This is a genomic window from Polynucleobacter sp. (assembly GCF_030693775.1).
In the GTDB taxonomy this organism is placed as follows: Bacteria; Pseudomonadota; Gammaproteobacteria; order Burkholderiales; family Burkholderiaceae; genus Polynucleobacter.
The window spans coordinates 30,045-54,002 of record NZ_JAUXZY010000005.1; the positions used below are offsets into that span (position 1 = coordinate 30,045).

The following is a 23,958-nucleotide window of genomic DNA, read 5'->3' on the forward strand; positions in this document are numbered from 1 at the left end:
AGGAGTTTTTTTCTAAAAAACCGTGAATAAGGTCTTCCCGCCGTGACCTCATACCCACTGCCAGCAGCACCTTCATCGAACCTGCTCTGGGAGCAGTTTTTGGGTGATTTTTTTACTGGTCAAGCACTCCCATCTTCGCCGCTCCAGGCTATTTTTGAACCCTTGCGGAGTCCGCAGGTAGACGGCATGGTTGTGGTCGGCCAAATTGGCCAAACCATGGATGGCCGGATTGCAACAGTTACGGGTCAATCGAAATACGTCAATGGTCCAGAAGGCCTGACCCATCTCCACCAATTACGTGCACTGGTTGATGCCATTGTGATTGGGGTTGGAACAGCACTAGCCGACAATCCGCAACTCACTGTTCGTCTTGTCAATGGAAAAAGCCCTGCACGCGTGATAATAGATCCCCGTGGCCGACTGCCCCATCAATCTCTGGCGTGGCAGGATGACGGCATTCGGAAAATCTGGATCGTTGGAGACGGGGTAAAGGTCTATCCCCTACCTCAAGTTGAGCTTATTTCACTGCCTGCAATCGATGGGCGAATTGATCCAATACAGATACTCCAAACTCTTTCCCTAAAGGGGCTGAAGCGGGTTCTAGTTGAGGGCGGTGCAGAAACTATTTCGCGTTTCATGGGCGCCCGATGCCTTGATCGACTTCATCTGATTGTGGCCCCGATTGTGATGGGGTCGGGGCGACCCAGTTTTAATCTGCCGTCCATTGAGCACATGGATCAGGCAACGCGTTTACCAGTGAAAACGCATCTTATCGGCAATGAAATTGTGTTTGATTGTGACTTACAACAACAGCGTAGTCCGATTACCTTGGTGTAAAGCGCCTTAAGGCAAGAGCAAATTGCTGAGCTGCCTCATCCCACGTTGGTTGCTGGGCTGCTGCTCGAAACGCGCCGCTCGACAGGTGTGAGCGATATGGCGCATCCTCGATGACCGTTTTTAAGGCAAGGGTCAATGCGGGAACGTCGCCAGGACTGACGAGTAAGCCAGCCTCACTGGGTACGGTATCGGGAATAGCACCGCCCTTTGTTGCAACAATTGGCAAGCCATAAGTCATGGCTTCGGCATAAACCATGCCGTAGCCTTCAAATAGCGAAGCTAGAACAAACACATCGGCTTGAGCATAGAGAGCTTCTAACGCTTGATCGCTCACAACCCCTAGCACCCGCACTTGATTCCCTAAATTAAAACGCTGGATATCAGCCAATAGCTGCGCGTACGCTGCGGGATTACGCGAAGTGTCACCGGCAATCGAGAGGGTCCAAGGTAAATCGACTAAAGGTGCAAGCGCTGCAAGTAAATCATGAAATCCCTTGCGCGGAATAATCGAACCAACCGACAATAAACGCACTGCATTTGCAGCATTTGTGCTACTTTTTCTTTTTGGCTCTGTGTGTAAAACGCAATCAGTGCCGGGCAAGACCACATCAATCCGATCCATTGGGACGCCATAATGCTGATGTAAATCGCGGGCCGTTGAAGGGCTATTCGCGATGACCCCACTAGTATGGCGAAGTGCTTCGGTCTCGCTCCGCTTTAGTAGCGTGGCCTGTTCTTCGCTTAATCCAAACTCAAATGCCAAGGGGTGATGAATCAGGGCAACTAAAGGATGATGCTCAGCGACACAAGCCGCTACTTCAGGAAGGGCTCCAAGGGCTAAGCCATCGATCACTATCGGTAATCCCGAGGTTAGCCCCTGCAATTGCGCTTTTGCCTGCTCTACTTGAGCGGGATTTGGCAAGGGGTAATCTTCCCCCAGACCAATTAACTGAATCTTCCAACCCAGGCTTTTAAGCCCTGCAATGATCCGCCGATCGTAAGCGTATCCGCCGGTTGGGGAATTTAAATTACCGGGGTAAACAAAAATGAATTGCTGCATACCAACAGCACCGGTATTCAATGAATTTCGGCCTCATACCAAGCGCGTGCAATGTGGGATTCAGAAATCGTGACGCGAATGGCGTGCAGCTCGTTTCCTGGTCGGCCCAGCTGATCGGCTCGTGCAGCCACAGCCAACTGATCAAAGATGTATTTCGTTAAGAACTCGGTTGTGGTGTTGACGCCCTTGAATTCCGGACGATCATCTAAATTGCAATAGTTAATCGGTTGCAATGTTGCCTTTAAGACATCGAGTGCACGACCAATATCAATCACGATGCCATTCGTATCGAGCGCTTTGGCAATAAAAGCGGCGTCCACCACAAAGGTTGCGCCATGCAAGGCTTGTGCTGGCCCAAAAACGGCACCACGAAACGAGTGGGCAATCATGATGTGATCGCGAACTTCAACTGTAAACACGGTATCTCCTCAAGGGTAACGAATTAAACAACACAGCACATTACTGCGCGGACCAAGTAATTCGGGCAAGCGATCGGGCAATTGCGCAAAATCAATGGCGGGTCTTAACAAACAGTCCAATCGCGCATCGCCCAATAATTGCATGGCAGTATGCAAACGGCGGCGGTGCGTCCAGCGTGGACGGTGCGAGCTGGCAATGTGTCCCACCTGGCTGGATTGCAGGCGTATCTGACGACTATGAAATGCCCCGCCCAATGGCGCCTGAATCGGACTAGCGCCATACCAACTTAATTCCAACACCGTTGCTTCTTCCCCTGCGGCGTCCATTGCAGTAGCAAGTCCAGCAGCACTCGCGCTGCAATGAAATACTACATCGCAATTTGACGGTGCAGACTCTGGGAGAGCAAATGCAACGCCCAATTCCTTTGCAATGGCAGCGCGCTCGGGATTGATATCCACCAAGGTTACGCTAGCCCCTGGTAAATGCCCACACAAATAAGCGACTAAACACCCGACAACGCCGCCGCCCACTACTGCAATTTGGTCGCCAGGGCCTGGAGCAGCATCCCATAGGGCATTTAAAGCAGTTTCCATATTGGCTGCGAGAACAGCACGCTCTGCAGTGACGGCGTCTGGCAATACCACCACATCCTCAATGTTGGCTTGATATCTGGTCTGATGGGGTCTAAGCGCAAATACCAGCCGACCAATCCAATCGACTGGCCCTAACTCTACCCGCCCCACATGAGAATAGCCGTATTGCACTGGAAACGGAAAGGCACCACCCATCCAAGGCGCAGCCATACGGCTGTACTCTGACTCAGGTACCAGCCCACGGTAGATAAGTGATTCAGTACCCCTACTCAAAGCACCAAACAACCCGCACACACGAATGCCTCCGCTGGGCAAAGGATCAAGGGAATCAGAGCGGATTTCAGCTCGCTCTGGCGCCACATACCAAAGCGACTGACTTAGACTGGCACTGGAAGAATGGGCGGCGGTGTGTGGCACAAATAAATCCTAGTGGTTAAGTGAAAAAGTGCACTCTACCCTATACTGCATATGCAATTTGCACAGTATAAGTGAGCTCGAGCACATCATTTGAATCCCCCTCACAATATAACCGCTGATCCGGTCATTCGCCTGCGGCGCCTGATTTTTGCCGTGCTGTCGTTGACTACTGTAGTGTTAATGCTCTACCTTGTAAACCAGGCCTTAGCAAGCAATACCCCCTTATTACTACGCATTCTTTTGCTTGTCCTATTTGCGCTCACCTTGCCGTGGATGGTGGTTGGTTTTTGGAATGCCATTATTGGCTTGATTCTGTGCCAATGCAGCAAAGACCCTGCTAGCCTTGTCTTGCCAAGCAGCATGCAAACCAATGGTAACGAGCCATTGACACACTCGACCGCGATTTTGCTATGCATTCGAAATGAGTCACCTGCGCGCTTGATTCGCAACCTACAAGTGATGTTGCACGGCTTGGCGACAGATCAACTCGCTGGGTTTTTTCATATTTACGTTCTGAGCGATACCAACGATGAAGGCATCGCCAAAGAAGAACGTGACCGCTTTGAGGCGATGAGCACTGAGTGGTCGAAGACCATTCCAATCACCTACCGTTGCCGCGAGAATAATGCTGGATACAAGGCAGGCAATATTGCTGATTTTTGCGGGCGCTGGGGCAAAAACCATGACTTTGCCTTGGTACTTGATGCTGATAGTTTTATGGTAAGTCATGCTATCACTCGCCTAGTACGGATGATGCAAGCCAATCCGCACCTCGGTATTTTGCAAGGTTTAGTGATTGGCTTACCTTCGAGTAGCGCATTTACTCGCCTATTTCAGTACGGTATGCGACTTGGTATGCGCTCTTACACCATGGGATCAGCCTGGTGGCAAGCGGACTGCGGACCTTATTGGGGGCATAACGCATTAATCCGTCTTGCGCCATTTATAGCCGATTGTGACTTGCCGATATTGAAAAGTCGCTCTGGTGAGCCCAAACCCATTTTGAGTCATGACTTGATTGAAGCAATACTCATGCGCCGCGCAGGCTATGAAGTTCGAATTTATCCAAGCGAAGATGCCAGCTGGGAAGAAAATCCACCGACACTTACAGAATATATTCGACGCGATTTACGTTGGTGCGAGGGTAATTTGCAGTATATGCAATTATTAACTTTGCCGAATTTGCGGCCAGTCAATCGGACACAACTTATTCTGGCAATCGGCATGTTTCTGGGCTCACCCGCATGGATTGCCTTGATTCTATTTTGTACCATTGCAATTGGGATGAGTAACTCACCGTCCGACTTAGTGAATATCGAATCTCTCTCAACCTTGTTACTGGTGACATTAGTGATGTGGTACTTGCCTAAAATTACTGGCGCGCTCGATGTGCTGTTACGTAGCTCGGAGAGCAAACGCTTTGGCGGGCGTTGGCGTTTTAGTTTGAGCCTTGTTCTTGAAATGCTGTTTTCACTTTTGATGACGCCGATTGCATGGCTTAATCACACCCTCTTTATATTAAGCCTAGCCTTTGGGCAAAAAGGCGGTTGGTCTGCGCAAACACGCGACGATCACTCGGTTTCGGTAGCGCAAGCCTTTCAGCAATGCTGGCCGCATACCTTGCTGGGGATCGCACTCACGAGCACCTTGTATTTCACGCACCCTGAAACCTTGCCCTACGGCCTCCTTTTTTTTGGTGGTTTAGTATTGTCGATTCCGTTAGTCGTACTCACATCACAAGCATGGCTTGGCCATTTCATAATCCGTTGCGGTCTCCTATCGCTTCCAGAAGAAATTGCGCCGCCGCCTGAGTTGCTGCCATTGCAACTGAACGCGCTTGAAATCAAGTCATCTACGGCACATACTAGCTAATGGGTATTTTTCACCTTTATTCCCGCGCACTTGACTTATTGGGCTCAGACCAACGTCTTGGCTGGACGCTGGCGTTTGCAAACGTAGCCCTGGCCTGTGCCCTCTTTGCAGAGCCTATTCTGTTTGGACGAGTCATTGATGCCTTATCGGATGCGCCAAGTACTGCTGAGTCGGTGACGTGGAGTGCGGTGTGGCCCTTATTGCTTCTCTGGATTGGCTTTGGTCTCTTTACGATTACCTGCTCTACTGCGGTGGCCTTATTCTCGGATCGGCTTGCCCACCGAAGACGGCATGCCGTCTTAACTTCCTACGTTGAGCATGTGCTGCATTTGCCATTAGCGCAGCACAGTAAAACCCATTCTGGAAGGTTAATGAAAATCATGCTGCAGGGCACGGATGCACTCTGGTGGCTGTGGTTAAGTTTCTTTCGCGACCACATGGCCGCAATTGTTTCGCTCATCATTTTGGTCCCTGTCGCACTCTATATCAATTGGCGCTTAGCCTGTGTGCTGATTGTGCTCTGCCTCGTATTTGGTTTTTTAACCCACTTTATTTTGCGTAAAACCCAAGTTCTCCAACAGCAAATCGAGGGGCACCACTCCGACTTGGCTGAGCTCACTGCCGATACGCTCAGTAATATCGCTTTAGTACAAAGTTTTGCGCGCATTCAGATCGAAATGCAGTCCCTGCAGCAAGTTAGCCAACGGGTTTTAGGAGCGCAATTTCCAGTTTTATCTTGGTGGGCATTGGTAACAGTACTCACCCGCTCAGCCACGACTATCAGCATTCTCTGCATCATTGTTCTCGGGGTTTGGCTATACACGCAGTCTCTGATTACCATCGGCGAGATCGTTACCTTTGTTGCTTTTGCAGGCATCATCATCGCCCGCTTAGATCAAGTAGTCGCATTTGCAAATAAATTAGCTGGCGATGCCCCACGCCTAAGGGAATTTTTTGAAGTCCTCGATATGGCCCCAGATATCAAAGACCGTCCAGATGCCATTGACCCCGGTAGGTGCGTCGGCCTCGTCGAGTTTCATGGGGTATGCTTTTCGTATCATGCGCCGCACCGAGCGGTTGATGATTTGAGTTTTGCGATTCAGCCTGGGCAAACGATCGCGCTGGTAGGTGCATCGGGCGCTGGTAAATCAACTGCACTGAGTCTGCTGTACCGTGCCTTTGATCCGCAATCTGGCCGTATTACGATTGACGGGATTGACATTCGGCAATTTCAGCTAACGGCTCTACGGCGCAATATTGGGGTTGTCTTTCAAGAACCGCTTTTATTTAACCGCAGCATTGCTGATAATCTGCGCATTGGAGCGCCAGAGGCATCCGATGCAGCTCTGCGTGAGGCGTGTATCCGAGCTCAAGCCTTGGAGTTTATTGAGCAACAGCCTGACGGTTTTGATACCATTATTGGTGAGCGTGGGCGCACCCTTTCCGGGGGCGAGCGCCAGCGCTTATCGATCGCACGGGTATTGCTAAAAGATGCGCCCATCCTGATTTTGGATGAGGCCACCAGCGCCCTCGATACCCCAACCGAAACAAGCCTTCTTAATGCATTAGCAGCGGTGACACAAACGCGGAGCACCTTGGTCATTGCCCATCGCTTGAGTACGATTCGGCAAGCAGACCATATTTTGGTGATGGATGCAGGCAAGGTTATTGAATTAGGTAGCTTTGATGGCCTCTACCAACAGGGCGGTCGATTTACAGCAATCATGCAGCAGCAGTATGGTTTTGCGCAGCCATTGAAATAGTTTTTAATTTGGGTAACAGTAAATAGAAATGGAATGCCCATGAGTGGATTTTCAGCAGAATGGTTAGCGCTACGTGAACCGGTAGATCACCGATCGCGTAACTTAGCTCTGCAAGCCCAGGTTATTCAATATCTGGAGCAGATTAAATCGGTGGTGCCAGGCGCCATTCATATCACCGATCTCGGATCGGGAACGGGGTCTAACCTCCGAGCATTAGCACCCTACATTGGCGTCAAGCAATCGTGGACTTTAGTGGACTACGATTCCGATCTTTTGCGGTCTGCGCGCGCTAGCTTAATTGCTTGGGCCGACAGTGTAGTGAGCGCAGACGAAGGGAAATCGAAACTCATCGCCTCGGGGTTGATTCATCCATTGACAATAACAAAAAATAGTAAAACGATTGCAATTGAATTTCAATGTGCCGATTTAGTCCATGATTACCAAACTATTCTGAACAAGCCTGCCGACCTGATTACAGCAGCTGCTTTTTTTGACTTGGTGGCCGAGTCCTGGTTAACTGAGTTTTGCGCTGCCCTTACCAAGCCCCTCTATACCGTGCTCACTTACGACGGTAAAGAAACATGGGGGCCACCCAATGCACTCGATGCAGATGTGTTGCGCGCTTTTCATGCGCATCAATCTACTGACAAGGGTTTTGGTGCGGCAGTTGGGCCCTCTGGGGCGCACTATTTGCAATCGCTGTTGCAGACCCAAGGCTTCACAACGGTCTGTGCGCCTAGCCCATGGATCATGGATGTACATAATCAGGCTTTAATCGAGCAACTCGCCATTGGCACTGCTAGGGCCGTGCGAGAAATGGGCGCTATAGCCGACGCCGCGGTCAATCAATGGGAGTACTCGAGGCGCAACGCGATGCAGTGTGAGATCGGCCACGTCGATCTTTTTGCCTACAGGGCCTAAAAAGTCGGCCGATTGTCGCCATTACCTCAAAAACGATATTTAGACGCTTAAAAAGGGTCGTCATCATTAGCCCCTTCTTTTTTGATATGATGATTGCTTCTTAACAGCCTAGGTGCTTTTGCACCACTATATGGAAGTCGTAATACTCATCGGACTAATTGTCCTCAATGGCTTGTTTGCCATGTCTGAAATTGCTCTGGTTACGAGCAGAAAAGCAAAACTCCAAAAATTAATTGATCGCGGTGACGACGAAGCCAAGGTGGCTGTCGAGCTTGGCGAAAATCCAACCAAATTTCTGTCGACGATTCAGATTGGCATTACCTCGATTGGCGTACTTAGCGGTGTCGTGGGTGAGTCTGCTGTCGCCATACCCATGTCACAACTGCTGATCTCCGAAGGTATGGATGCCAAATATGCTGAGTGGCTTTCTCTGGGTGTGGTAGTTGCAGTGATTACCTACCTCTCAATTGTGATTGGTGAGCTGGTTCCCAAGCGCATCGCTCAAAATAATCCGGAGCGGATTGCGCGTTATATCGCCAAGCCCATCTCTGCCCTTGCCTTTATCTCCAAGCCATTTGTACTTTTGCTGACGGGATCAACCAACTTCATATTAAAGATTTTGGGCATTAAGGACCACACTAACAATGAGGTAACTGAAGAAGAGATCCATGCGGTGCTCGAAGAAGGCACCACCGCTGGCCTGATTGAAGTGAATGAGCACAATATGCTGCGCAACGTCTTTCGCCTGGATGATCGCCAAATTGTTTCCCTGATGGTGCCGCGCGCCGATATTGTGTACCTAGATGTCGAGAACACCTTTGCAGAATCGATTGATTTAATCGATGCATCCGAACATGCCCGCTTTCCAGTAGTCAAAGGGGGCCTTGACAATATCCTAGGCATACTGAATGCACGCAAGATGTTGGCATCGGTTGCTAAAGGGGGGCTGCAAACCCTTGAAAATGGTTTGCAAGCGCCCTTATACGTACCCGAAACACTCACAGGTCTGGAGTTACTGGAGAACTTTAAATCGTCGCACAATCAAATGGCGTTTGTGATTGATGAGTACGGCGAGGTGATGGGCCTCATCACCCTGCAGGACTTAATTGAATCGATCACCGGTGAGTTCTCTACCAATGATCCGGAAGAATCCTGGGCAATCAAGCGTGAGGATGGCTCCTGGCTATTCGATGGGCATATTCCAATTCCGGAGTTCAAAGACTCGCTTGAACTCGACTCGGTTCCAGAAGAGGATTTGGGGCGTTATCACACCCTCAGCGGCTTGATGATGCTGCTCAGCGGCAAGATCCCCAATACGGGCGATATCGTAGAGTGGGCCGGCTGGAAACTGGAGATTGTCGACATGGACGGCAAGACAATTGATAAGGTGTTGGCTAAGCGAAGTTAGACCTAAAACGGTGATGTTATAACCGTCCAAGAGTCACTTGAGGCCTAAAACCGGGAAGCACGATTCTTTGCTCAAGCCTGCGTGCCGCAATCACAATGATTGAAACGAGCGCCAGGTATATGAGCGCAGCAAAAACATATGCCTTAAAAAACTGAAAATTCGTGGAGGCTAGCTCTTGAACTCGGGCAAAAAACTCCGTGTATTGGATCAAAAAGGCGACCGATGTATCTTTTAAATTATTAATGACCTGGTTAGTCAATGCCGGCACCGACAGCCGTAAGGTCTGGGGCAAAATCAAAAAGCGGAATACTTGGAGATGACTAAAGCCCTGCGTTCTACCCGCTTCCATTTCGGCTTTATTCAAACCATTGAGGGCAGTTGTCAGATACGCTGCGTTATATGCCGCCACATTCAATGTAAAGCCAATAAATGCCACTGTAAATGGCGTTAATCGAATATCCCACTGCGGCAAACCGTAGTACATCAAAAATAGCAAAACGATTAAAGGCATTCCTATAAAAAAGGAAATATACGCATTGGTGGCATAGCGCACCCATCGATGCTGACTCAGGGTGAGATAAAAAACCAAAATGCCCAAAAGAATGCCGGAGATACTAATGCTGACAGCCAATAAAATAGTATCTTGTAGGCCTGCCAAAATCAGGGGCATTTGCTCCAATAGATCGCGACTGAAAGCTGCCCAAGAACTCATGTACTAGGCCCTTGCGCCAAAAAAAGAACGGATGGCTACGGGCTGATGCTCGGCTGATAGATTGGCAATTGAGTCTGTAGCCATTATCCTCCCTTGATCTAAAAATGTTACCTCTGGGGCGATGTGCTCTGCTAAGGTGAGATCATGCGTGACGAGAACCATCGTGATTTGATCCTGATGCAAAGTCTGAATCAAGTCACCTACCTCCCTTGACATGACGGGATCCAAGGCCGAGGTCGGCTCATCCAACACCAATATTGCGGGATCCATTGCTAATGCCCTTGCAATCGCAACACGCTGCATTTGTCCGCCAGATAATTGTGCAGGGTATTTTTCTCGGTGCATCGCCATGTCAAAACGCTCCAGCTCATGCATGGCTTTTTCCTCTGCTACTGCCCTACTCATCCCCTTTAACTTTCGTAATGCCAGCGTAATATTAGCCATCACATCGAGATGGCGATACAAAGCAAATTGCTGGAATACAAAACCGATGCTTTGACGTAAAGCCCGAACGTCTACATCGGCATCCATAATATTTTGACCCTTAAACACAATAGATCCCGATGTTGGCTCCACGAGCCGATTAAAGCACCGCAAAAGGGTCGATTTTCCGCAGCCTGACGGACCCATAATGACTCTTAAATCGCCCTCGACTAGATCTAAATCAACACCGTTTAATACGGTTTGGGCATCGAACTGCTTGACTAAATTACGCACCGCAATCAGCGGTACTCGATCTGCTTTTTTAGAGGACATCATGGTGTAATCGCATTTAAATAGGGGCTATACCCGGTACACGAAAGCGCTTTTCAGCCTGGTTCACCGCGAACAGAAAAAGCCGATAAATCACAAAGTACAAGATGCCAACGGCCAAGTACACCTCAATACCGCGCAGGGTTGTTGCCGTTAATGCCATTGCTTGCTTGGTGATTTCTGGAATTCCAACGGTGTAAGCAAATGGTGAGCTTTTGAGGACGGAAGTAAATTCATTGACCATGCCCGGCACCGAAAATCGAATCATTTGCGGGAACTGAATGTAGCAAAATAGTTGCAGGCGACTCATACCCATTGCTTCTGCAGCCAAGATCTCAGCAGGATCAACGGAGGCAATGGCCCCGCGAAAGACTTCTGATAAATAAGCCCCCGCAATCAATCCCAAACTGCACATCATCGCTACGAGCGGAGAAATCCGAATCCCAATCGATGGCAAACCAAAATACACCAAGAACAGCAATACCAGCACTGGGACACCGCGGAAGATGTAAGTGTAGGCATCAAGAGCGAACGCCAAACCGGGAACTGACAAAGAGCGTAGGCCAGTGATCACCAGCCCAACCACAACGCCGGTTACGCTACAGGCAAACGTCACTAGGATGGTGTACGCAACACCCCACCCTAGCTGCGACAGAATGTCTATAAAGCCCACTAGCGTAATACTGAATTACTTCATCCAGCCATCAAGAATGGCTTTGATTTTTTCAGGGCCAAGTTCAGTTAAATAGGCGTTGAAATCATCGCGTAGTTTTGAGCCTTTAGCAAATGCAAAGCCAAGTTGATCAAAGCCTTTGAACACATATGCACTTTCGATTGGTAAATTCATTTTATATTTGTAATTCGCAAATACGGGCTCTTCGATAAATGCTAAATCAAGATTGCCATTTTGCAGGTCAGTCACCACCTCTGCATAGGATGGGTAGAGCTTTACATTTTTTAAGCTGTAATAGCCTTTTGGCTCTAACTCATTCTTGATTAAATCATCGTAAGCCATACCCCGGGGATAGCCAATGGAGTATTTCTTAAGCTGTGTTAGATCAGTAATCACAATATTCTTTTTCGTTGTACTAACCAGATGCCATGCATTGTCATAGTATGGCTGTGAAAAATCCATCGCCTCTTTGCGTTTGTCGGTGATCGATATACCGGAAAAAGCGACGTCCGCTTGGCCGCTAGAGACGGCACCAAGCATGCCTTGCCAGTCGTACGGCGTTACTTTCAATGTGCAGCCTCGTGATTGACAGTACCCCTCAAAAATCGTCATATCAGCGCCGACGATTTTGCCTTTGTCATCAAATAACATCGGCGGCGATGTGGGTGAAACGGCGACGCGTACTACTTTTGCGTCTTCTTGCTTAGAGCAACCAATGAGAACTGCGCCAACAAGGCACAACACGGCAGCATATAAAGTATGACGTTTCATGGGGGGCACCTTCTAAATGAATGGATCGAGACTGCAATTGCTCAGCAGAATGTAATTCCCTACCATCTTATAGGATTTAATTGTCTGCGCAGAGGAAACGCTCACCAAGATGGGGTGACATACCAAGCCATCCTGTGGGGACTCACCACTATGAAGGCTAGTGTGGCTTTAATCCCGGCTGCCAAGTGTATCCACGTGCTTTCATACAAGCGCGATAGAGCTCTTGATTCGTTTGTACGCCGGAGTATCCGCTCGCACCACCCCACCCCGGTCCCCATCCTGGACCCCAGCCAGGAGATCCACTCATATAACTGAAGGGTTGCTGGGATTCTTGTAGGCAAGCGTATTTGTCTTGATCCACTTGCAATAGCTGTGTGCCGTCTTTGACCCAATCGCCCAAAGGTGCGGCGCATCCCACCAGCATCAGTATTGTGATCACCGCTAACGGAAAGGTATTTTTAGCTAAGCACTTATTCATGGCTTGAGTGATGTTCGGATTGCCCTATTCAATTGATTTGCTTAGTTGCTCTAGATCACTTATGGAGAGCCAGCACCACTCGCCCTCTTTTAGATCAGCTGGCATGGCGTAGTTTCCAATTGAGGAACGATGCAATTGAGCGACGTGATTACCCACCGCAGCCAGCATGCGCTTTACCTGATGGTAGCGTCCCTCCACAATCGTCATTGCGAGGCGTCTTTCTTCCAAAATAGTGCAGGCTTTGGCGAAGCAGGGTTTTGGGTCATCGTCCAGCACAACGCCACTTAGCAAGAGGTCGATTTGCTTTTGGGTGATCGGCTCAGCCGTAGTGATCTCATAGACCTTACCAATGTTTTTCTTGGGGGTGGTCATGCGGTGAATGAATTGCCCATCATCCGAGAGTAACAATAAGCCTGTTGTGTCTTGATCCAGGCGCCCGACGCATTGCACTGCTCGCTCAATCAAGGGTCTTGGCAAGAGGCTATAGACGCTCGGGTGATGCTTGGTCTTGTGGGAGCATTCGTAATTGGCAGGCTTATTAAATGCAATATAGGCTTTTTCGTGATAAACCCAATCCACACCCTCAACCCGCAATACCAGGCCTTCTGGATCCATTTTGACTTCAGGATCATCGGCAAGTACGCCATTGATCTCGACTAAATCGGCATACACCAAATCACTGCAATAGCGCCGGGTACCAAAACCTTGGCTAAAGAGTATTTTTTCGAGCGTAAGGGGTTTGGCCATGCAGTGGGATTAAGTTCGATGAATGTCTGCCTAGCAGAATACACCGATCAACCCACCGCCGGCAAAGCGCGCCTTTACTTTTTATGCTGCTCGACGTGGAAGGTCGCCTTCTCTAGGGCGTCCACGGCATCAACCCCCACCATATCAGCACCCAAATCCTCTACCAATTCGGGGTTTTGATTAAACACCGGGCTGCCAATCATGATGCCAACGTGAGGGTTCAGCGATACCGATCGCACTTCCGTAATCATGCGCTTGAGATCCGGAAATTGCTCACGCACGCTTGCGGATAAGCCAATCACATCAAACCACTGCGTCTTTGCCATACGCAAAATATCGGCTTCGGTTGCAGCAAGCTCACCCCAAACACGCCAGCCTGCACGTGCAAAAAACTCAGACACCATAAAGAGGCCTAAGGTGTGCTGCGAGCCAGGCAAAGGCACTAACATCACACTCTTGCCTTGCTGCTTGTACTCGGCGTATTCCTGAAAAACCGGACTCAGGTCATACATTAATTGCTTAATGCGCCATAGCGCTACCGTGACTTGCGTAAAGTCAGCTTCGTCACTTTCCCATTGTTCGCCAAGCTTACGCGCTACCGGGGTCAGTAAATTAAGGTAAATCTCTTCCAACTCAATACCATTCGCAAACAATTCTTTAACGTAGTTTGCCGAAGGGGTGGCATCGTCTTGCAAAAGTAAGATTAAAAGCTGATCAATGTGCGCCCCATCAATACTAGGATGCGCAGGAATATTGAGTTGACCGTTTTCTAATCGGTCGGCCCTTAAGTGATGCTCCACAATGTGCGGCAGGATATTGCCTTCAATTGTCTTCACCAGAGAACTTAAATACTCTTCCGGGGTACATGCCTTGGATAAAGGATGGGCCTCGATTGGACTGTTCGCACCCCCATCAATCGGCGCATCATTGGTCAAGCAATCGGCCCATGCATTGCGCTGGCTGTTATTGATTGCATCGGGCGCACTGGAGACCGGCTTGGTTTTGATAACCAATTTCTCGCGCGCTAAATCAACTAACCTGAGAAGGTTCATGTTATTCGGTTAAATGGTCCCACCAGATCATTTTTACGAGGAAATATTAAATATACGTAAATGAAATCGAAGGCAAATAAGAGGTCCAGGCAAGTAAATGAACTTACGTTATAAATGGTTTTTTTCTTTCCTGCACTGCCTCCAATACCACTAAGGGATTACCTTAATGGGCGCTTTCACATCATAAAAAAATAATGCGTCGCAGAATGGCCAGCCAAACTGCAATCAAGGCGCGTGATTAGGTTTACTTTGCTCGGTGGCTTCAGGGTTTAAGCCGTAACGCTTCACTAAAGTCCAGATGTGTTTAGGCACCATATTCTTGATTTTGTGGGGCGCAGTTTGCCGCAAGTGCAAAACCGACTCTATACCCTTCATCTCAACGCGGGCTTTAGCAAATTCGAGCCCACGAGGACCAAATCGGGGCATGACCCAGGCCATGATAGGACGCAAAAAATTGGGCATGCGGTTAACGGGCAAGCCTCCAGCGGCTAATTTGACGTTTTTCATAAAACCTTGCACTGCCGAGATGCGTTTACCTGCAGTAGTGACTGGCTCGAGCGTTAATTCAGGAGCAATCAAATCCAGCACGGCTTGTCCTCGTGGATTGCGCACAATCACCCACTGCGCTCCGGTGCCGGCCATATAGCCCACCGTGATATCGGATAAGGCGTTGACGTAATCCACGCAGGTCTTACAGGTCAGCGGAAAAAAATCGCTGGGCAAATCGGATAAAGGCAAATTCAGAAACGGGATCTCTTGTTTGGCGCCATTTTTAAAACGCAATTCCACTTTGTAGTCGGCCCGAAACTCCAAGTAAGTGATGCTATCGGGATCTTTATTCAACAAACTCAAAAAGTGATGAAAGTGTTCCGTCGTCGTATTGTCTGAACACGGCGAACCCACGATCAGGAGTTTTTCAAAACCCAGTTCACGCTCCAAGGCGCGCGCCGCATACACCTGACACGGAATACCAATCATCGCCACTTTTTTATGGCCGGCTTGTTTGGCTAGTTCCAGATACTGCACTACGGGTGCATACCCCATGCGCATGCCGCGGCACTGAGCCATGTCCGCCGCCTTAGTCACAATAATGGGCACGGGTTTCCAGCGGTCTTGGGGATCACCAGTTACCGTGACCACGGCATCCACAATGCCTTTTTCAAGCAGCAGTTCACCAATGCGTGTGATGATGCCAGTCCACTGCGCTCCGGCTAGAGGCTCTTTCATCTGCGCCCGTGCCATGCTGAGGTAAGGTCCAAAAAAGACCTCATCGGACTCAATCAGATTGCGCGGACGGCCATGCACTGCGGTTTCGAAACCGGGATAGTCCGGCTGAATAAATTGGCAAGCGGAGCCGCAGCGCTTGGGATTACTACTGCGCGATACGCCGCAATCAGTGCATAAATCCCGATAGGGTGCAGCGACTTGATTTACGGCGCTGTCGTGCATGCCTCAATCGCAAAACGGGCTCGTACCCGAGCTTCAATCTGCTTGGCTGAGATGCCATACAGCTCCATCAGCGAAGGAATATCGCCGTGCTCAGTAAATTGATCGGGTAAGCCAATTTGCAAGGCCGATACTGAAATATCGTGCTCTGCTAAATATTCGAGGCAAGCACTGCCCGCCCCGCCCATCACACAGCTGTCTTCAACAAGCACGATGCCATCGTGGCTCGATGCAATGGATTGGAGTAATTCCTCATCGAGTGGCTTTACAAAGCGCATATTGACTACCGTAGCATCGATTGCCTCGGCGACTTCCATGGCGGTATACAGCATCGGTCCAAAGCAAATGAATGCAATGCGCTTAGCAGGACTGCCTTGGATACTGCGCTCTAACCGGCCTTTACCAATCACCATCGCTTCGAGCGCCGTGCCTGCATCGGGGCCTTGGCCACTGCCGCGGGGGTAGCGAATCGCCGATGGGCCATCGAAGGCAAAGCCAGTCGTGAGCATATCGCGGCACTCGCGCGCATTGGCCGGCGTCATTACTAACATATTGGGTAAACAGCGTAAGTAGGCAATATCAAACGCGCCCGCATGCGTGGCGCCATCGGCGCCGACCATACCAGCCCGATCAATCGCAAAGACCACGGGTAAATTTTGCAAGGCTACATCGTGCACCAACTGATCGTAGCCACGCTGCAAGAAGGTGGAATAAATCGCAACGACGGGTTTTAATCCCTCACAGGCAATACCGGCAGCAAACGTTACAGCATGTTGCTCGGCAATACCGACATCGTGGTAGCGCGCTGGAAAGCGACGCTCAAATTCCACTAGGCCTGAACCTTCGCGCATCGCCGGCGTAATACCAATCAAACGCTCATCGGCTGCGGCCATATCGCACAACCAGTTACCAAATACTTGGGTGAAGGTTTGTTTGGACGGCTTGCTGGGCTGTATTCCGGCTTCAATATTAAATGGGCTGGGGCCATGGTAAGCAATTGGATCAGCCTCAGCATGATCGTAGCCTTTGCCCTTTTTGGTCACAATGTGTAAGAACTGCGGACCCTCGGTTTTAGCCAGCTTATTAATATTTTCTAGCGTAGCAACGAGGGCATGAATGTCATGCCCATCAATTGGGCCGTAGTAATCAAAACCAAATTCTTCAAAGATAGTGGCTGGGCCAACCATGCCTTTGGCATGTCCTTCAAGACGCTTGGCAAACTCCCGCAGCGGCGGCGCATAGGACAGGACGCGATCAAGGCCGCGCTTCGTTACTGCATAAGCTGAGCTACTAATCAGTTTTGCAAAGTAGCGGTTGAGCGCGCCTACCGCTGGGGAAATCGACATCTCGTTGTCATTGAGAATCACGATCAGTGGCACGTCTTTGCGCACGCCAGCATTATTCATCGCTTCAAAAGCCATGCCTGCACTCATCGAGCCATCGCCAATCACCGCCACGACCGTGCGATCTTCGCCTTTAGTCTTAGCCGCAACCGCCATACCCAATGCCGCTGAAATGCTGGTCGACGAATGCGCCGTACCAAACGCGTCGAACTCACTCTCGGAGCGCCGCGGAAATCCCGAGATGCCATTGAACTGGCGCAAACTGGCCATGCCCTCACGACGGCCGGTCAATATCTTGTGCGCGTAACTCTGATGACCCACATCCCAAATAATCCGGTCTTCTGGGGTATTGAGTACATAGTGCAGTGCTAGGCTAAGTTCTACCGTACCTAAATTGGATGACAGGTGGCCACCCGTTTTAGCAACCGACTTTAAGATGTATTCCCGCAAATCATGCGCGAGTTGCGGCAGTTGACCTGGATCGCAGTCTCTTAGATCCTGCGGCGATCCAATGGTCTCTAAAAGATTGGTTACTTTAAGCATAGCGACCTCACTGTCCTATTTTTGGCCATACATACTGGCGATAATTTTTTTGAAATCATCCAATTCATTGGCGGGGGATGTTTTTAAGGCATGAATCGGCGCATGCATTAACTTATTCGCCAAGGCTTGCGCCATTGTCGCCATTACATCCATCGGATCATCGCCCTTTGCCAAACGCCGGCGAGCTTTTTCCAATTCAATTTGCTTAAACTGCTCGGTTGATTCTTGGAGCGACTGAATAATCGGTACAACCGTGCGGCGCTCAAGGGATTCATAAAACTCGCTCACGCCCTGATCAATGATCGACTCTGCCTCTGTCACTGCTTGCAAACGGCTTTCCTGGCCTGCTTGCACCACCTCACCCAAATCATCTACGGAATACAAGTAAATGTCGCGAATCGATTTAATCTCGGGCTCCACATCGCGTGGAACGGCTAAATCGATCAACACCATTGGCCGGCGATTGCGGGCTTTCAATGCGGTTTTAATCATGCCCATACCGATGATGGGCAAGGAGCTGGCAGTACAGGAAACTACAATATCAAATTGATGCAATTGGCTTGGCAGGTCCTGCAAAGCAAATACCTCGGTAGCGATGCCTTGCTGCGTAAACACAGCAGCTAATTCATGGCCCTTATCAAGAGTGCGATTGGAGATCGTAATTTGCTTGGGCTTACGGGTTGCAAAATGATTGGCGCACAAGGAGATCATTTCACCGGCACCAATAAAGAGCACTTTGCTATTGCCAATATCGCCAAAAATACGCTCACTTAGGCGTACGGCGGCGCTCGCCATCGATACCGACTGGCTACCAATTTTCGTATTGCCGCGAACCGCTTTCGCTATCGAGAAGGTCTTATTAAATAATGGCTTTAAGTAGGAGCCTAGGGTACCCACCTCATCGGCGTGCTGCACCGCTTGTTTCATCTGCCCCAGAATTTGGGTCTCACCCAGTACCATCGAATCGAGGCCACAGCCCACTCGGAAGGCATGCTTTACCGCCAGATTTTCTTTGGCAGAGTAAATGTAAGGCTTGAGCTCATGGTGATGCATGTTTTTTTGCGCCACGAGCCAATCAATTGCTTTGGCTTCCAGGTGATTATCGGTGTAATCCAAATCATTGGCAGCGCAATAAATTTCCATGCGATTACAGGTCGACAAAATCGCCACTTCGGGCGAGCTTGCTGCATTGGTACCTTTGAGATAGGCCCGTAAATCCAGCAAGGCATCGCGCAAGACCTCAGGTGCAACGGCCACACTCTCCCGAATATCAATCGGTGCGGTGTGGTGGTTTACGCCTAGGTTGAGTAGTTTCATGGTGATATCCGCTTAAGCAAACGGTCCATTGAGGCGAATCGTTTCCCAATTGAGGGCCATCGCAATCGAGACCCACACCAAGTAGGGCACCATCAGCCAAGCCGCGAGGCTCGATACCGGAATCATCGCCACAATAATGGCGGCGACCGATCCCCATAAAAAGAATGCTTCGATCATCGACCAATCCGGACGGTGTAGCTTGAAATACAAGACACTCCACAAAATGTTGAAAGCGCCGTTTAATAAAAATAGAACGATCACGATGGATTTTTGATTGGCGCTCGGGCTGCGACTCCAAAACTCAAGCCAGGCAAACGCCGATGCGATAAAGATGCAGGTCCACACCACCCCAAAAGCCCAATCGGGTGGCTTCCATGGTGGTTGCACTAAAGCTTTGTACCAAGCCCCTACTTCAGTCGCAAGGCCACCCGCAATCGCCACGACTAAAACCCAAGCTGCGGCAGCCAGTACATGCTTTTGAAGAAGGAAGTCCGTGGTGCTCATGCTTTATGCCTTGGCAATACCCAAGAGGTGCCCCATGTCTTTAAAGAAAATCTTCACGTGCGCTAAGGGCTTCTTGCGCACCAGCTTTTTATGCATGTATGACTCGAAGGTCAACTTTTGCACATCCTTGTCTTCGCACATCTTCACAAAGCTCTCACGGCGCTTATTGGTGGTGTACCAAAAATACTGCATGATGCCGAGCACGATGAAGGTCAAGCGATGCTCTTTCATGAAACGCTTACGCGCCAGTTGCAAGCATGCGGGATTCTTGCTCTCTAAAAATTCCATCACGGATTCGCCGGCCAATTGACCGCCCAGCATGGCGTAATAAATGCCTTCACCCGATGCCGGAGCGACGACTCCAGCAGCATCACCGGCAAGAACCACTTGCTTACCATCATCCCATTTTTTGAGAGGCTTCATCGGTAGGGGTGCGCCCTCGTGGCGAACCAGCTCGGCATTTTCGAGGCCGATTTCTTTACGGAGTTTGCCAACGGCATGGCGCAGTGAGAAACCTTTGTCTGCGCTGCCCGTGCCGATACTTAAAGTATCGCCGTGGGGAAATACCCAGCCATAAAAATCAGGGGACAAGGGCTTTTGATAAAACACATCGCAGCGATCCGGGTTATACGAATCAGGCTTAACCGAGGGCGTCTTCACAATCTCATGGTAGGCAAAGACATAATTGGCCTCAGCGCAGCCCTTTACGCCGGCGCTGCGGCCCACTTGCGATTTAGCACCATCTGCACCAATTACCGCCCTTGCCAGGATGCTATCCATAGTGCCTTCTACTGTGGACTTGTTATCGCGCACCTTAAAGTGAATGCGCGCCAAGTCACCTTCCCGCGTTAACTTCTCAAAAATACCATCGCGTCGCTCTGCGCCATGTTGAACTGCGCGATTGCGTAACCATTCATCAAATTCCGAACGGTCGACCATGCCAACAAAACCATTCTCAATCTGAATGTCGACTTTTTTACCCGCTGGAGAAATCATGCGCGCTGAAGTGGATTTAGCAACCAACAACTCATCGGGAATCGCAAAGTCTTTAATGAGGCGTGGCGGTATCGCGCCGCCGCAAGGCTTGATGCGCCCCCGTCTGTCTAGCAGCAATACTTTCTTGCCTTTTTTGGCAAGCGTCTCTGCCGCAGTAGCGCCAGCTGGACCGCCGCCAACTACGACGACGTCATAGACAAGGGAATTTTGGTTTGTTTGCATAATCACTTCTCCACTTTCGAAGCTAAATAGGCTGATGCGATAAATAATCCGGACTCGATACTAAATACACTGGCATAGGCAAGGGATTGGCTCTCCATCAGGGCTCTAGCGACATCGCTGGCTGCAGCGCCAAGGAGGCCGCCCACACCAAAAGCAATCGCTTGCGCGCCGCCCCAAAGGCCAATTCGTACGCCCTCTTTTCCGGCGCCGCCTGCAACGGCCAAACGCATCATCGAGGCAATCGCAGCAATGGAAAATGCGCCATTGGCTAGGCCCAACAGAAAGACGTTAAAACGCAGTGGCCACTCAGGCCCCACCATGCTGCCAATAGCTAGTCCCAGCATCGCTATACCCGAAGCCACGCAGCCGTAAATCATCCACAGACGTAAGGAGCCGCAGTACGCCCGTAATCGACTTGAACCGCAAATCGCCACGAGTAGCATACCCATCAGTACGCCCGAGTGCTGCACGCCTGAGAGACTGGTCGTTTGCCCTAAGGTATAGCCAAAGACGATGCCTGCAAATGGTTCCAAGATTAAATCTTGTGAGCTAAACGCAAACATGGAGATAAAGATAAAGATCGAGAAGCGACGCGCATCTCCATCTGCCCACACTTCAGCCAATGCCTGACGGAACGGTGTTTTACGTTCTACGTGCACAGGGCTATTTTGTAATTCAGGGGTTTCCAATCGATAGAGGGCGGCGATGGTTACCAATACCGCAATCGTTGAAATGATCCCGGAGATCACGACCACCTTATATGGTTCGTAGGGATCCAAAAACTTACCGGCCATGATGCTGGTGAACGCAAATCCAAAAATCATCATGAGCCACACAATAGTGGCTGCTGCTGCGCGGCGCTCATCGTTGACGCCCTTGGCAAGCAGTGCCAATAGCGAAGTGCCGCTAATGCTGACGCCAATACCAATCAGGAAAAAAGCCAATGCAGCGCACGCAATACCCAGAATCAAGTAGCTTGCCATTAATGCGGTGGAGAGCGCTGCCCCAAATCCGCCCAGGGCCAACACGCAGATACCGCCAATAATCCAAGGCGTCTTCTTGGCTCCACTGTCAGAAGCGTGACCCATACGAGGACGTATGACTTGAATGAAGTAATGAAAGGCCACCAACAGACCCGGCAGAATCGCAGGTAGCGCCAATTCCACCACCATGATGCGATTGAGGGTTGATGTGGTCATCACCACAATCCCGCCAATGGCCGTTTGCACTAAACCCAAACGCACGATATCGAGCCAGCCAAAGCCGCTCGTACGGATAAATGTCGGAGTGAGTGCGATGCTCATGAGCGCGCCCCGAATGCGTGAATAGCAAATGCGGAAACCATCATGCCGCTCACTAAGAGTGGCACGCCAAAGCCGCTATAGAAGAGTGCGTAGCGCACGGGGTCAGATAAAAACTTTCGCATCAATACCAGCTGACACACGATTAAGCCAGCAATCGCGAGTGCGTAATTACTGCGATCCCAATACAAGAGCAAGATTAGAACAATCACTTGTGGCACGATCATGACCCAACACGCCAAGCGCGCTGCGCGATCAACGCCGAGCTGAACTGGTAAAGAGCGCACGCCCATTCTGCGATCACCCTCGATCGCCTTGAAATCATTGAGGGTCATGATGCCGTGGGCACTGAGGCTATACAAAATTGCAAAAGTCAATGAGGGCATGCTTGGCGCCATACCGCCTGCAAGGAGTGCGGCGCCTGTAATCCACGCCAAGCCTTCGTAACTTAATCCGCAGGCTAAGTTTCCCCACCAACCATTTTGTTTCAGCCTAACTGGGGGCATGCTGTAGGCCCAAGCCAACACCAACGCTAATATCGTTGCAATGAATCCCCAGTAACCTAAAGTGCTCGCGAGTAACAAGGAAAGAATGGACCATGCAATCGCAATGTACAAACCCCAGTGACCTGGAATGCGCCCCGATGGAATCGGTCGATTGGGTTCGTTAATCGCATCCACATGGCGATCAAACCAATCGTTAGTGGCTTGACTGGATGCGCAGACCAAAGGGCCTGTGAGTAATAATCCAATCAACATGATCTGCCAATTGGCAGTAAGGGAATATCCAGATGAGATTGCGCCGCAAGCAAATGCCCACATCGGCGGAAACCACGTGATGGGTTTGAGCAGCGTCGCGACAGCACTGATCTGAGGCATATTCATGTAAATAATTTTTACATTGACATATCAGACTGTCAACTAAATTTGACACTATTTCCCCGTTTGGGGCTTGGGAGTTACCCTATTCTACGGGTTTACCATTAGATTACTGCAAAGAGCAGGAATCCTTCAAAAAGGGTTTTAGCGCCCTTCCCGAAATCCCCATTTCCACAGGCCTTCGCTCGAAAACGGCAAGACCAGCAAAATATGTTCCAAAATGCCAAGCGACAGGAGAGTCGCAAGCAGGGTTTTAGACGTTAAGGCAAATGCACTCTCGGTCGCCGTAAAGATATCAATCCATAGCGGCGTAACGACAATGACTGCAAGCACAACCGAAAACGGCATCAAGTAGTTCATCGCACGGCGGCGAAAGTAAGTCTGTAAATACTTGAGATGGTCTGGCAAGAAGCGTTCATTTAAATTGAGTACGCCCAAGAAGATATTGATTTTGGCACTTTGGCGCATTACCCACAAAATCACGAAAGCCCACAGACCCGTCGTATTTGCGGCATCGACATGCAATACGGCTAATACGATGCCCAGCACGAGCAGAGCAAGCTCATGGTGATTGATGGTTTGAAATGCGTACCAGGCGCGTTGCCAACCCCTGGCGTCCGCTGGACAGAGTACTCGGCGTGAACCAGTAATGTAGCCCAGCAAGAAAGCCAATTCTTGCCAACCCCAAATCAAGATGGCACAGGTGAATGCGCAGTAAGCTCCGAGCACCGTATCTTGCGTGCTGGAAATACTGATGCCCCAAAAGGCAAAGAACAAGAGTACGCACGATGCAAAGAAGATTGGCCGAAAGAATTTTTTAGAAAAGCATTCGAGCCATAGAATCGCGCCCGTGCTAAACCACCATACCAAGATGGCAAAAACGAATGGAACGATCCATGCTGACATTACGCTGCGAACCCCTGCTCCATAA

The 23,958-nt window shown here is 50.0% G+C and carries 23 protein-coding genes; 5 read left to right on the top strand and 18 right to left on the bottom strand.

Features of this window, described 5'->3' with window-relative positions; genetic code table 11:
- Nucleotides 1-42 precede the first annotated feature (42 nt).
- Nucleotides 43-837 carry a RibD family protein gene (locus Q8M75_RS08090; RefSeq protein ID WP_305488327.1) on the top strand — a complete coding sequence of 265 codons (795 nt, stop codon included), beginning with the start codon at nucleotides 43-45 and terminating at the stop codon, nucleotides 835-837.
- Here the strand turns inward: Q8M75_RS08090 and Q8M75_RS08095 are convergent.
- From Q8M75_RS08095 to Q8M75_RS08105, 3 genes are read right to left on the bottom strand one after another with little or no spacing between them, the layout of a single operon-like run.
- On the bottom strand, nucleotides 824-1,897 hold the full coding sequence (locus Q8M75_RS08095) for a glycosyltransferase family 4 protein (protein WP_305488330.1): 1,074 nt from the start codon (nucleotides 1,895-1,897) through the stop codon (nucleotides 824-826). The two genes, Q8M75_RS08090 and Q8M75_RS08095, sit on opposite strands and share 14 nt — an antisense overlap.
- 17 nt (nucleotides 1,898-1,914) lie before the next feature.
- A complete protein-coding gene (locus Q8M75_RS08100) occupies nucleotides 1,915-2,316 on the bottom strand; it encodes a 6-carboxytetrahydropterin synthase (RefSeq protein WP_305488333.1) in 402 nt (133 codons plus the stop codon).
- A 9-nt stretch (nucleotides 2,317-2,325) separates the two neighbouring features.
- The gene (locus Q8M75_RS08105) at nucleotides 2,326-3,327 is read right to left on the bottom strand and encodes a zinc-binding alcohol dehydrogenase (protein WP_305488334.1); all 1,002 of its coding nucleotides are present in this window, start codon (nucleotides 3,325-3,327) and stop codon (nucleotides 2,326-2,328) included.
- A gap of 90 nt (nucleotides 3,328-3,417) precedes the next feature.
- Here Q8M75_RS08105 and mdoH point away from each other — a divergent pair, with 90 nt between their 5' ends.
- The 4 genes from mdoH to Q8M75_RS08125 all read left to right on the top strand — a co-directional run bounded on the left by mdoH (nucleotide 3,418) and on the right by Q8M75_RS08125 (nucleotide 9,291).
- On the top strand, nucleotides 3,418-5,199 hold the full coding sequence (mdoH, locus tag Q8M75_RS08110) for a glucans biosynthesis glucosyltransferase MdoH (RefSeq protein WP_305488336.1): 1,782 nt from the start codon (nucleotides 3,418-3,420) through the stop codon (nucleotides 5,197-5,199).
- Nucleotides 5,199-6,962: a glucan ABC transporter ATP-binding protein/ permease gene (locus tag Q8M75_RS08115; protein WP_305488338.1), complete on the top strand. Its 1,764-nt coding sequence runs from the start codon at nucleotides 5,199-5,201 to the stop codon at nucleotides 6,960-6,962. The genes mdoH and Q8M75_RS08115 overlap by 1 nt, the downstream gene beginning before the upstream one ends.
- A 39-nt stretch (nucleotides 6,963-7,001) precedes the next feature.
- Nucleotides 7,002-7,883: a class I SAM-dependent methyltransferase gene (locus tag Q8M75_RS08120; RefSeq protein ID WP_305488340.1), complete on the top strand. Its 882-nt coding sequence runs from the start codon at nucleotides 7,002-7,004 to the stop codon at nucleotides 7,881-7,883.
- A gap of 130 nt (nucleotides 7,884-8,013) precedes the next feature.
- Nucleotides 8,014-9,291: a hemolysin family protein gene (locus tag Q8M75_RS08125; protein WP_305488345.1), complete on the top strand. Its 1,278-nt coding sequence runs from the start codon at nucleotides 8,014-8,016 to the stop codon at nucleotides 9,289-9,291.
- Nucleotides 9,292-9,307: 16 nt separating this feature from the next.
- Here the strand turns inward: Q8M75_RS08125 and Q8M75_RS08130 are convergent, their stop codons facing one another.
- The 15 genes from Q8M75_RS08130 to puhE all read right to left on the bottom strand — a co-directional run bounded on the left by Q8M75_RS08130 (nucleotide 9,308) and on the right by puhE (nucleotide 23,933).
- A complete protein-coding gene (locus Q8M75_RS08130; RefSeq protein WP_305488347.1) occupies nucleotides 9,308-10,003 on the bottom strand; it encodes an amino acid ABC transporter permease in 696 nt (231 codons plus the stop codon).
- Between the two features lie 3 nt (nucleotides 10,004-10,006).
- Nucleotides 10,007-10,762: an amino acid ABC transporter ATP-binding protein gene (locus tag Q8M75_RS08135; RefSeq protein WP_305488349.1), complete on the bottom strand. Its 756-nt coding sequence runs from the start codon at nucleotides 10,760-10,762 to the stop codon at nucleotides 10,007-10,009.
- Nucleotides 10,763-10,775: 13 nt separating this feature from the next.
- The gene (locus tag Q8M75_RS08140; protein ID WP_305488352.1) at nucleotides 10,776-11,429 is read right to left on the bottom strand and encodes an amino acid ABC transporter permease; all 654 of its coding nucleotides are present in this window, start codon (nucleotides 11,427-11,429) and stop codon (nucleotides 10,776-10,778) included.
- A gap of 15 nt (nucleotides 11,430-11,444) precedes the next feature.
- On the bottom strand, nucleotides 11,445-12,200 hold the full coding sequence (locus Q8M75_RS08145) for a transporter substrate-binding domain-containing protein (RefSeq protein WP_305488354.1): 756 nt from the start codon (nucleotides 12,198-12,200) through the stop codon (nucleotides 11,445-11,447).
- Between the two features lie 157 nt (nucleotides 12,201-12,357).
- A complete protein-coding gene (locus Q8M75_RS08150; RefSeq protein WP_305488356.1) occupies nucleotides 12,358-12,678 on the bottom strand; it encodes a hypothetical protein in 321 nt (106 codons plus the stop codon).
- A 24-nt stretch (nucleotides 12,679-12,702) separates the two neighbouring features.
- Nucleotides 12,703-13,425: a pseudouridine synthase gene (locus tag Q8M75_RS08155; protein WP_305488357.1), complete on the bottom strand. Its 723-nt coding sequence runs from the start codon at nucleotides 13,423-13,425 to the stop codon at nucleotides 12,703-12,705.
- Nucleotides 13,426-13,499: 74 nt separating this feature from the next.
- Complete coding sequence (locus Q8M75_RS08160; RefSeq protein WP_305488359.1) at nucleotides 13,500-14,477, bottom strand: B12-binding domain-containing protein; 978 nt, start codon at nucleotides 14,475-14,477, stop codon at nucleotides 13,500-13,502.
- A gap of 225 nt (nucleotides 14,478-14,702) precedes the next feature.
- Nucleotides 14,703-15,926 carry a Coenzyme F420 hydrogenase/dehydrogenase, beta subunit C-terminal domain gene (locus tag Q8M75_RS08165; protein WP_305488361.1) on the bottom strand — a complete coding sequence of 408 codons (1,224 nt, stop codon included), beginning with the start codon at nucleotides 15,924-15,926 and terminating at the stop codon, nucleotides 14,703-14,705.
- Nucleotides 15,908-17,809, bottom strand: coding sequence for a 1-deoxy-D-xylulose-5-phosphate synthase (dxs, locus tag Q8M75_RS08170; protein ID WP_305488362.1), 1,902 nt, complete (start codon nucleotides 17,807-17,809; stop codon nucleotides 15,908-15,910). The genes Q8M75_RS08165 and dxs overlap by 19 nt, the downstream gene beginning before the upstream one ends.
- 15 nt (nucleotides 17,810-17,824) lie before the next feature.
- The gene (gene hemA, locus Q8M75_RS08175) at nucleotides 17,825-19,126 is read right to left on the bottom strand and encodes a glutamyl-tRNA reductase (RefSeq protein WP_305488363.1); all 1,302 of its coding nucleotides are present in this window, start codon (nucleotides 19,124-19,126) and stop codon (nucleotides 17,825-17,827) included.
- Between the two features lie 12 nt (nucleotides 19,127-19,138).
- A complete protein-coding gene (locus Q8M75_RS08180; protein ID WP_305488365.1) occupies nucleotides 19,139-19,630 on the bottom strand; it encodes a TspO/MBR family protein in 492 nt (163 codons plus the stop codon).
- Nucleotides 19,631-19,633: 3 nt separating this feature from the next.
- Nucleotides 19,634-20,848: a geranylgeranyl diphosphate reductase gene (locus tag Q8M75_RS08185; protein ID WP_305488367.1), complete on the bottom strand. Its 1,215-nt coding sequence runs from the start codon at nucleotides 20,846-20,848 to the stop codon at nucleotides 19,634-19,636.
- Nucleotides 20,849-20,850: 2 nt separating this feature from the next.
- Nucleotides 20,851-22,152 (bottom strand): BCD family MFS transporter, encoded by a 1,302-nt coding sequence (locus tag Q8M75_RS08190; protein WP_305488370.1) that lies wholly within the window; start codon nucleotides 22,150-22,152, stop codon nucleotides 20,851-20,853.
- Nucleotides 22,149-23,033 carry a chlorophyll synthase ChlG gene (gene chlG, locus Q8M75_RS08195; RefSeq protein ID WP_305488371.1) on the bottom strand — a complete coding sequence of 295 codons (885 nt, stop codon included), beginning with the start codon at nucleotides 23,031-23,033 and terminating at the stop codon, nucleotides 22,149-22,151. The genes Q8M75_RS08190 and chlG overlap by 4 nt, the downstream gene beginning before the upstream one ends.
- Before the next feature lie 138 nt (nucleotides 23,034-23,171).
- Nucleotides 23,172-23,933: a putative photosynthetic complex assembly protein PuhE gene (gene puhE / locus Q8M75_RS08200; RefSeq protein WP_305488373.1), complete on the bottom strand. Its 762-nt coding sequence runs from the start codon at nucleotides 23,931-23,933 to the stop codon at nucleotides 23,172-23,174.
- Nucleotides 23,934-23,958 lie beyond the last annotated feature (25 nt).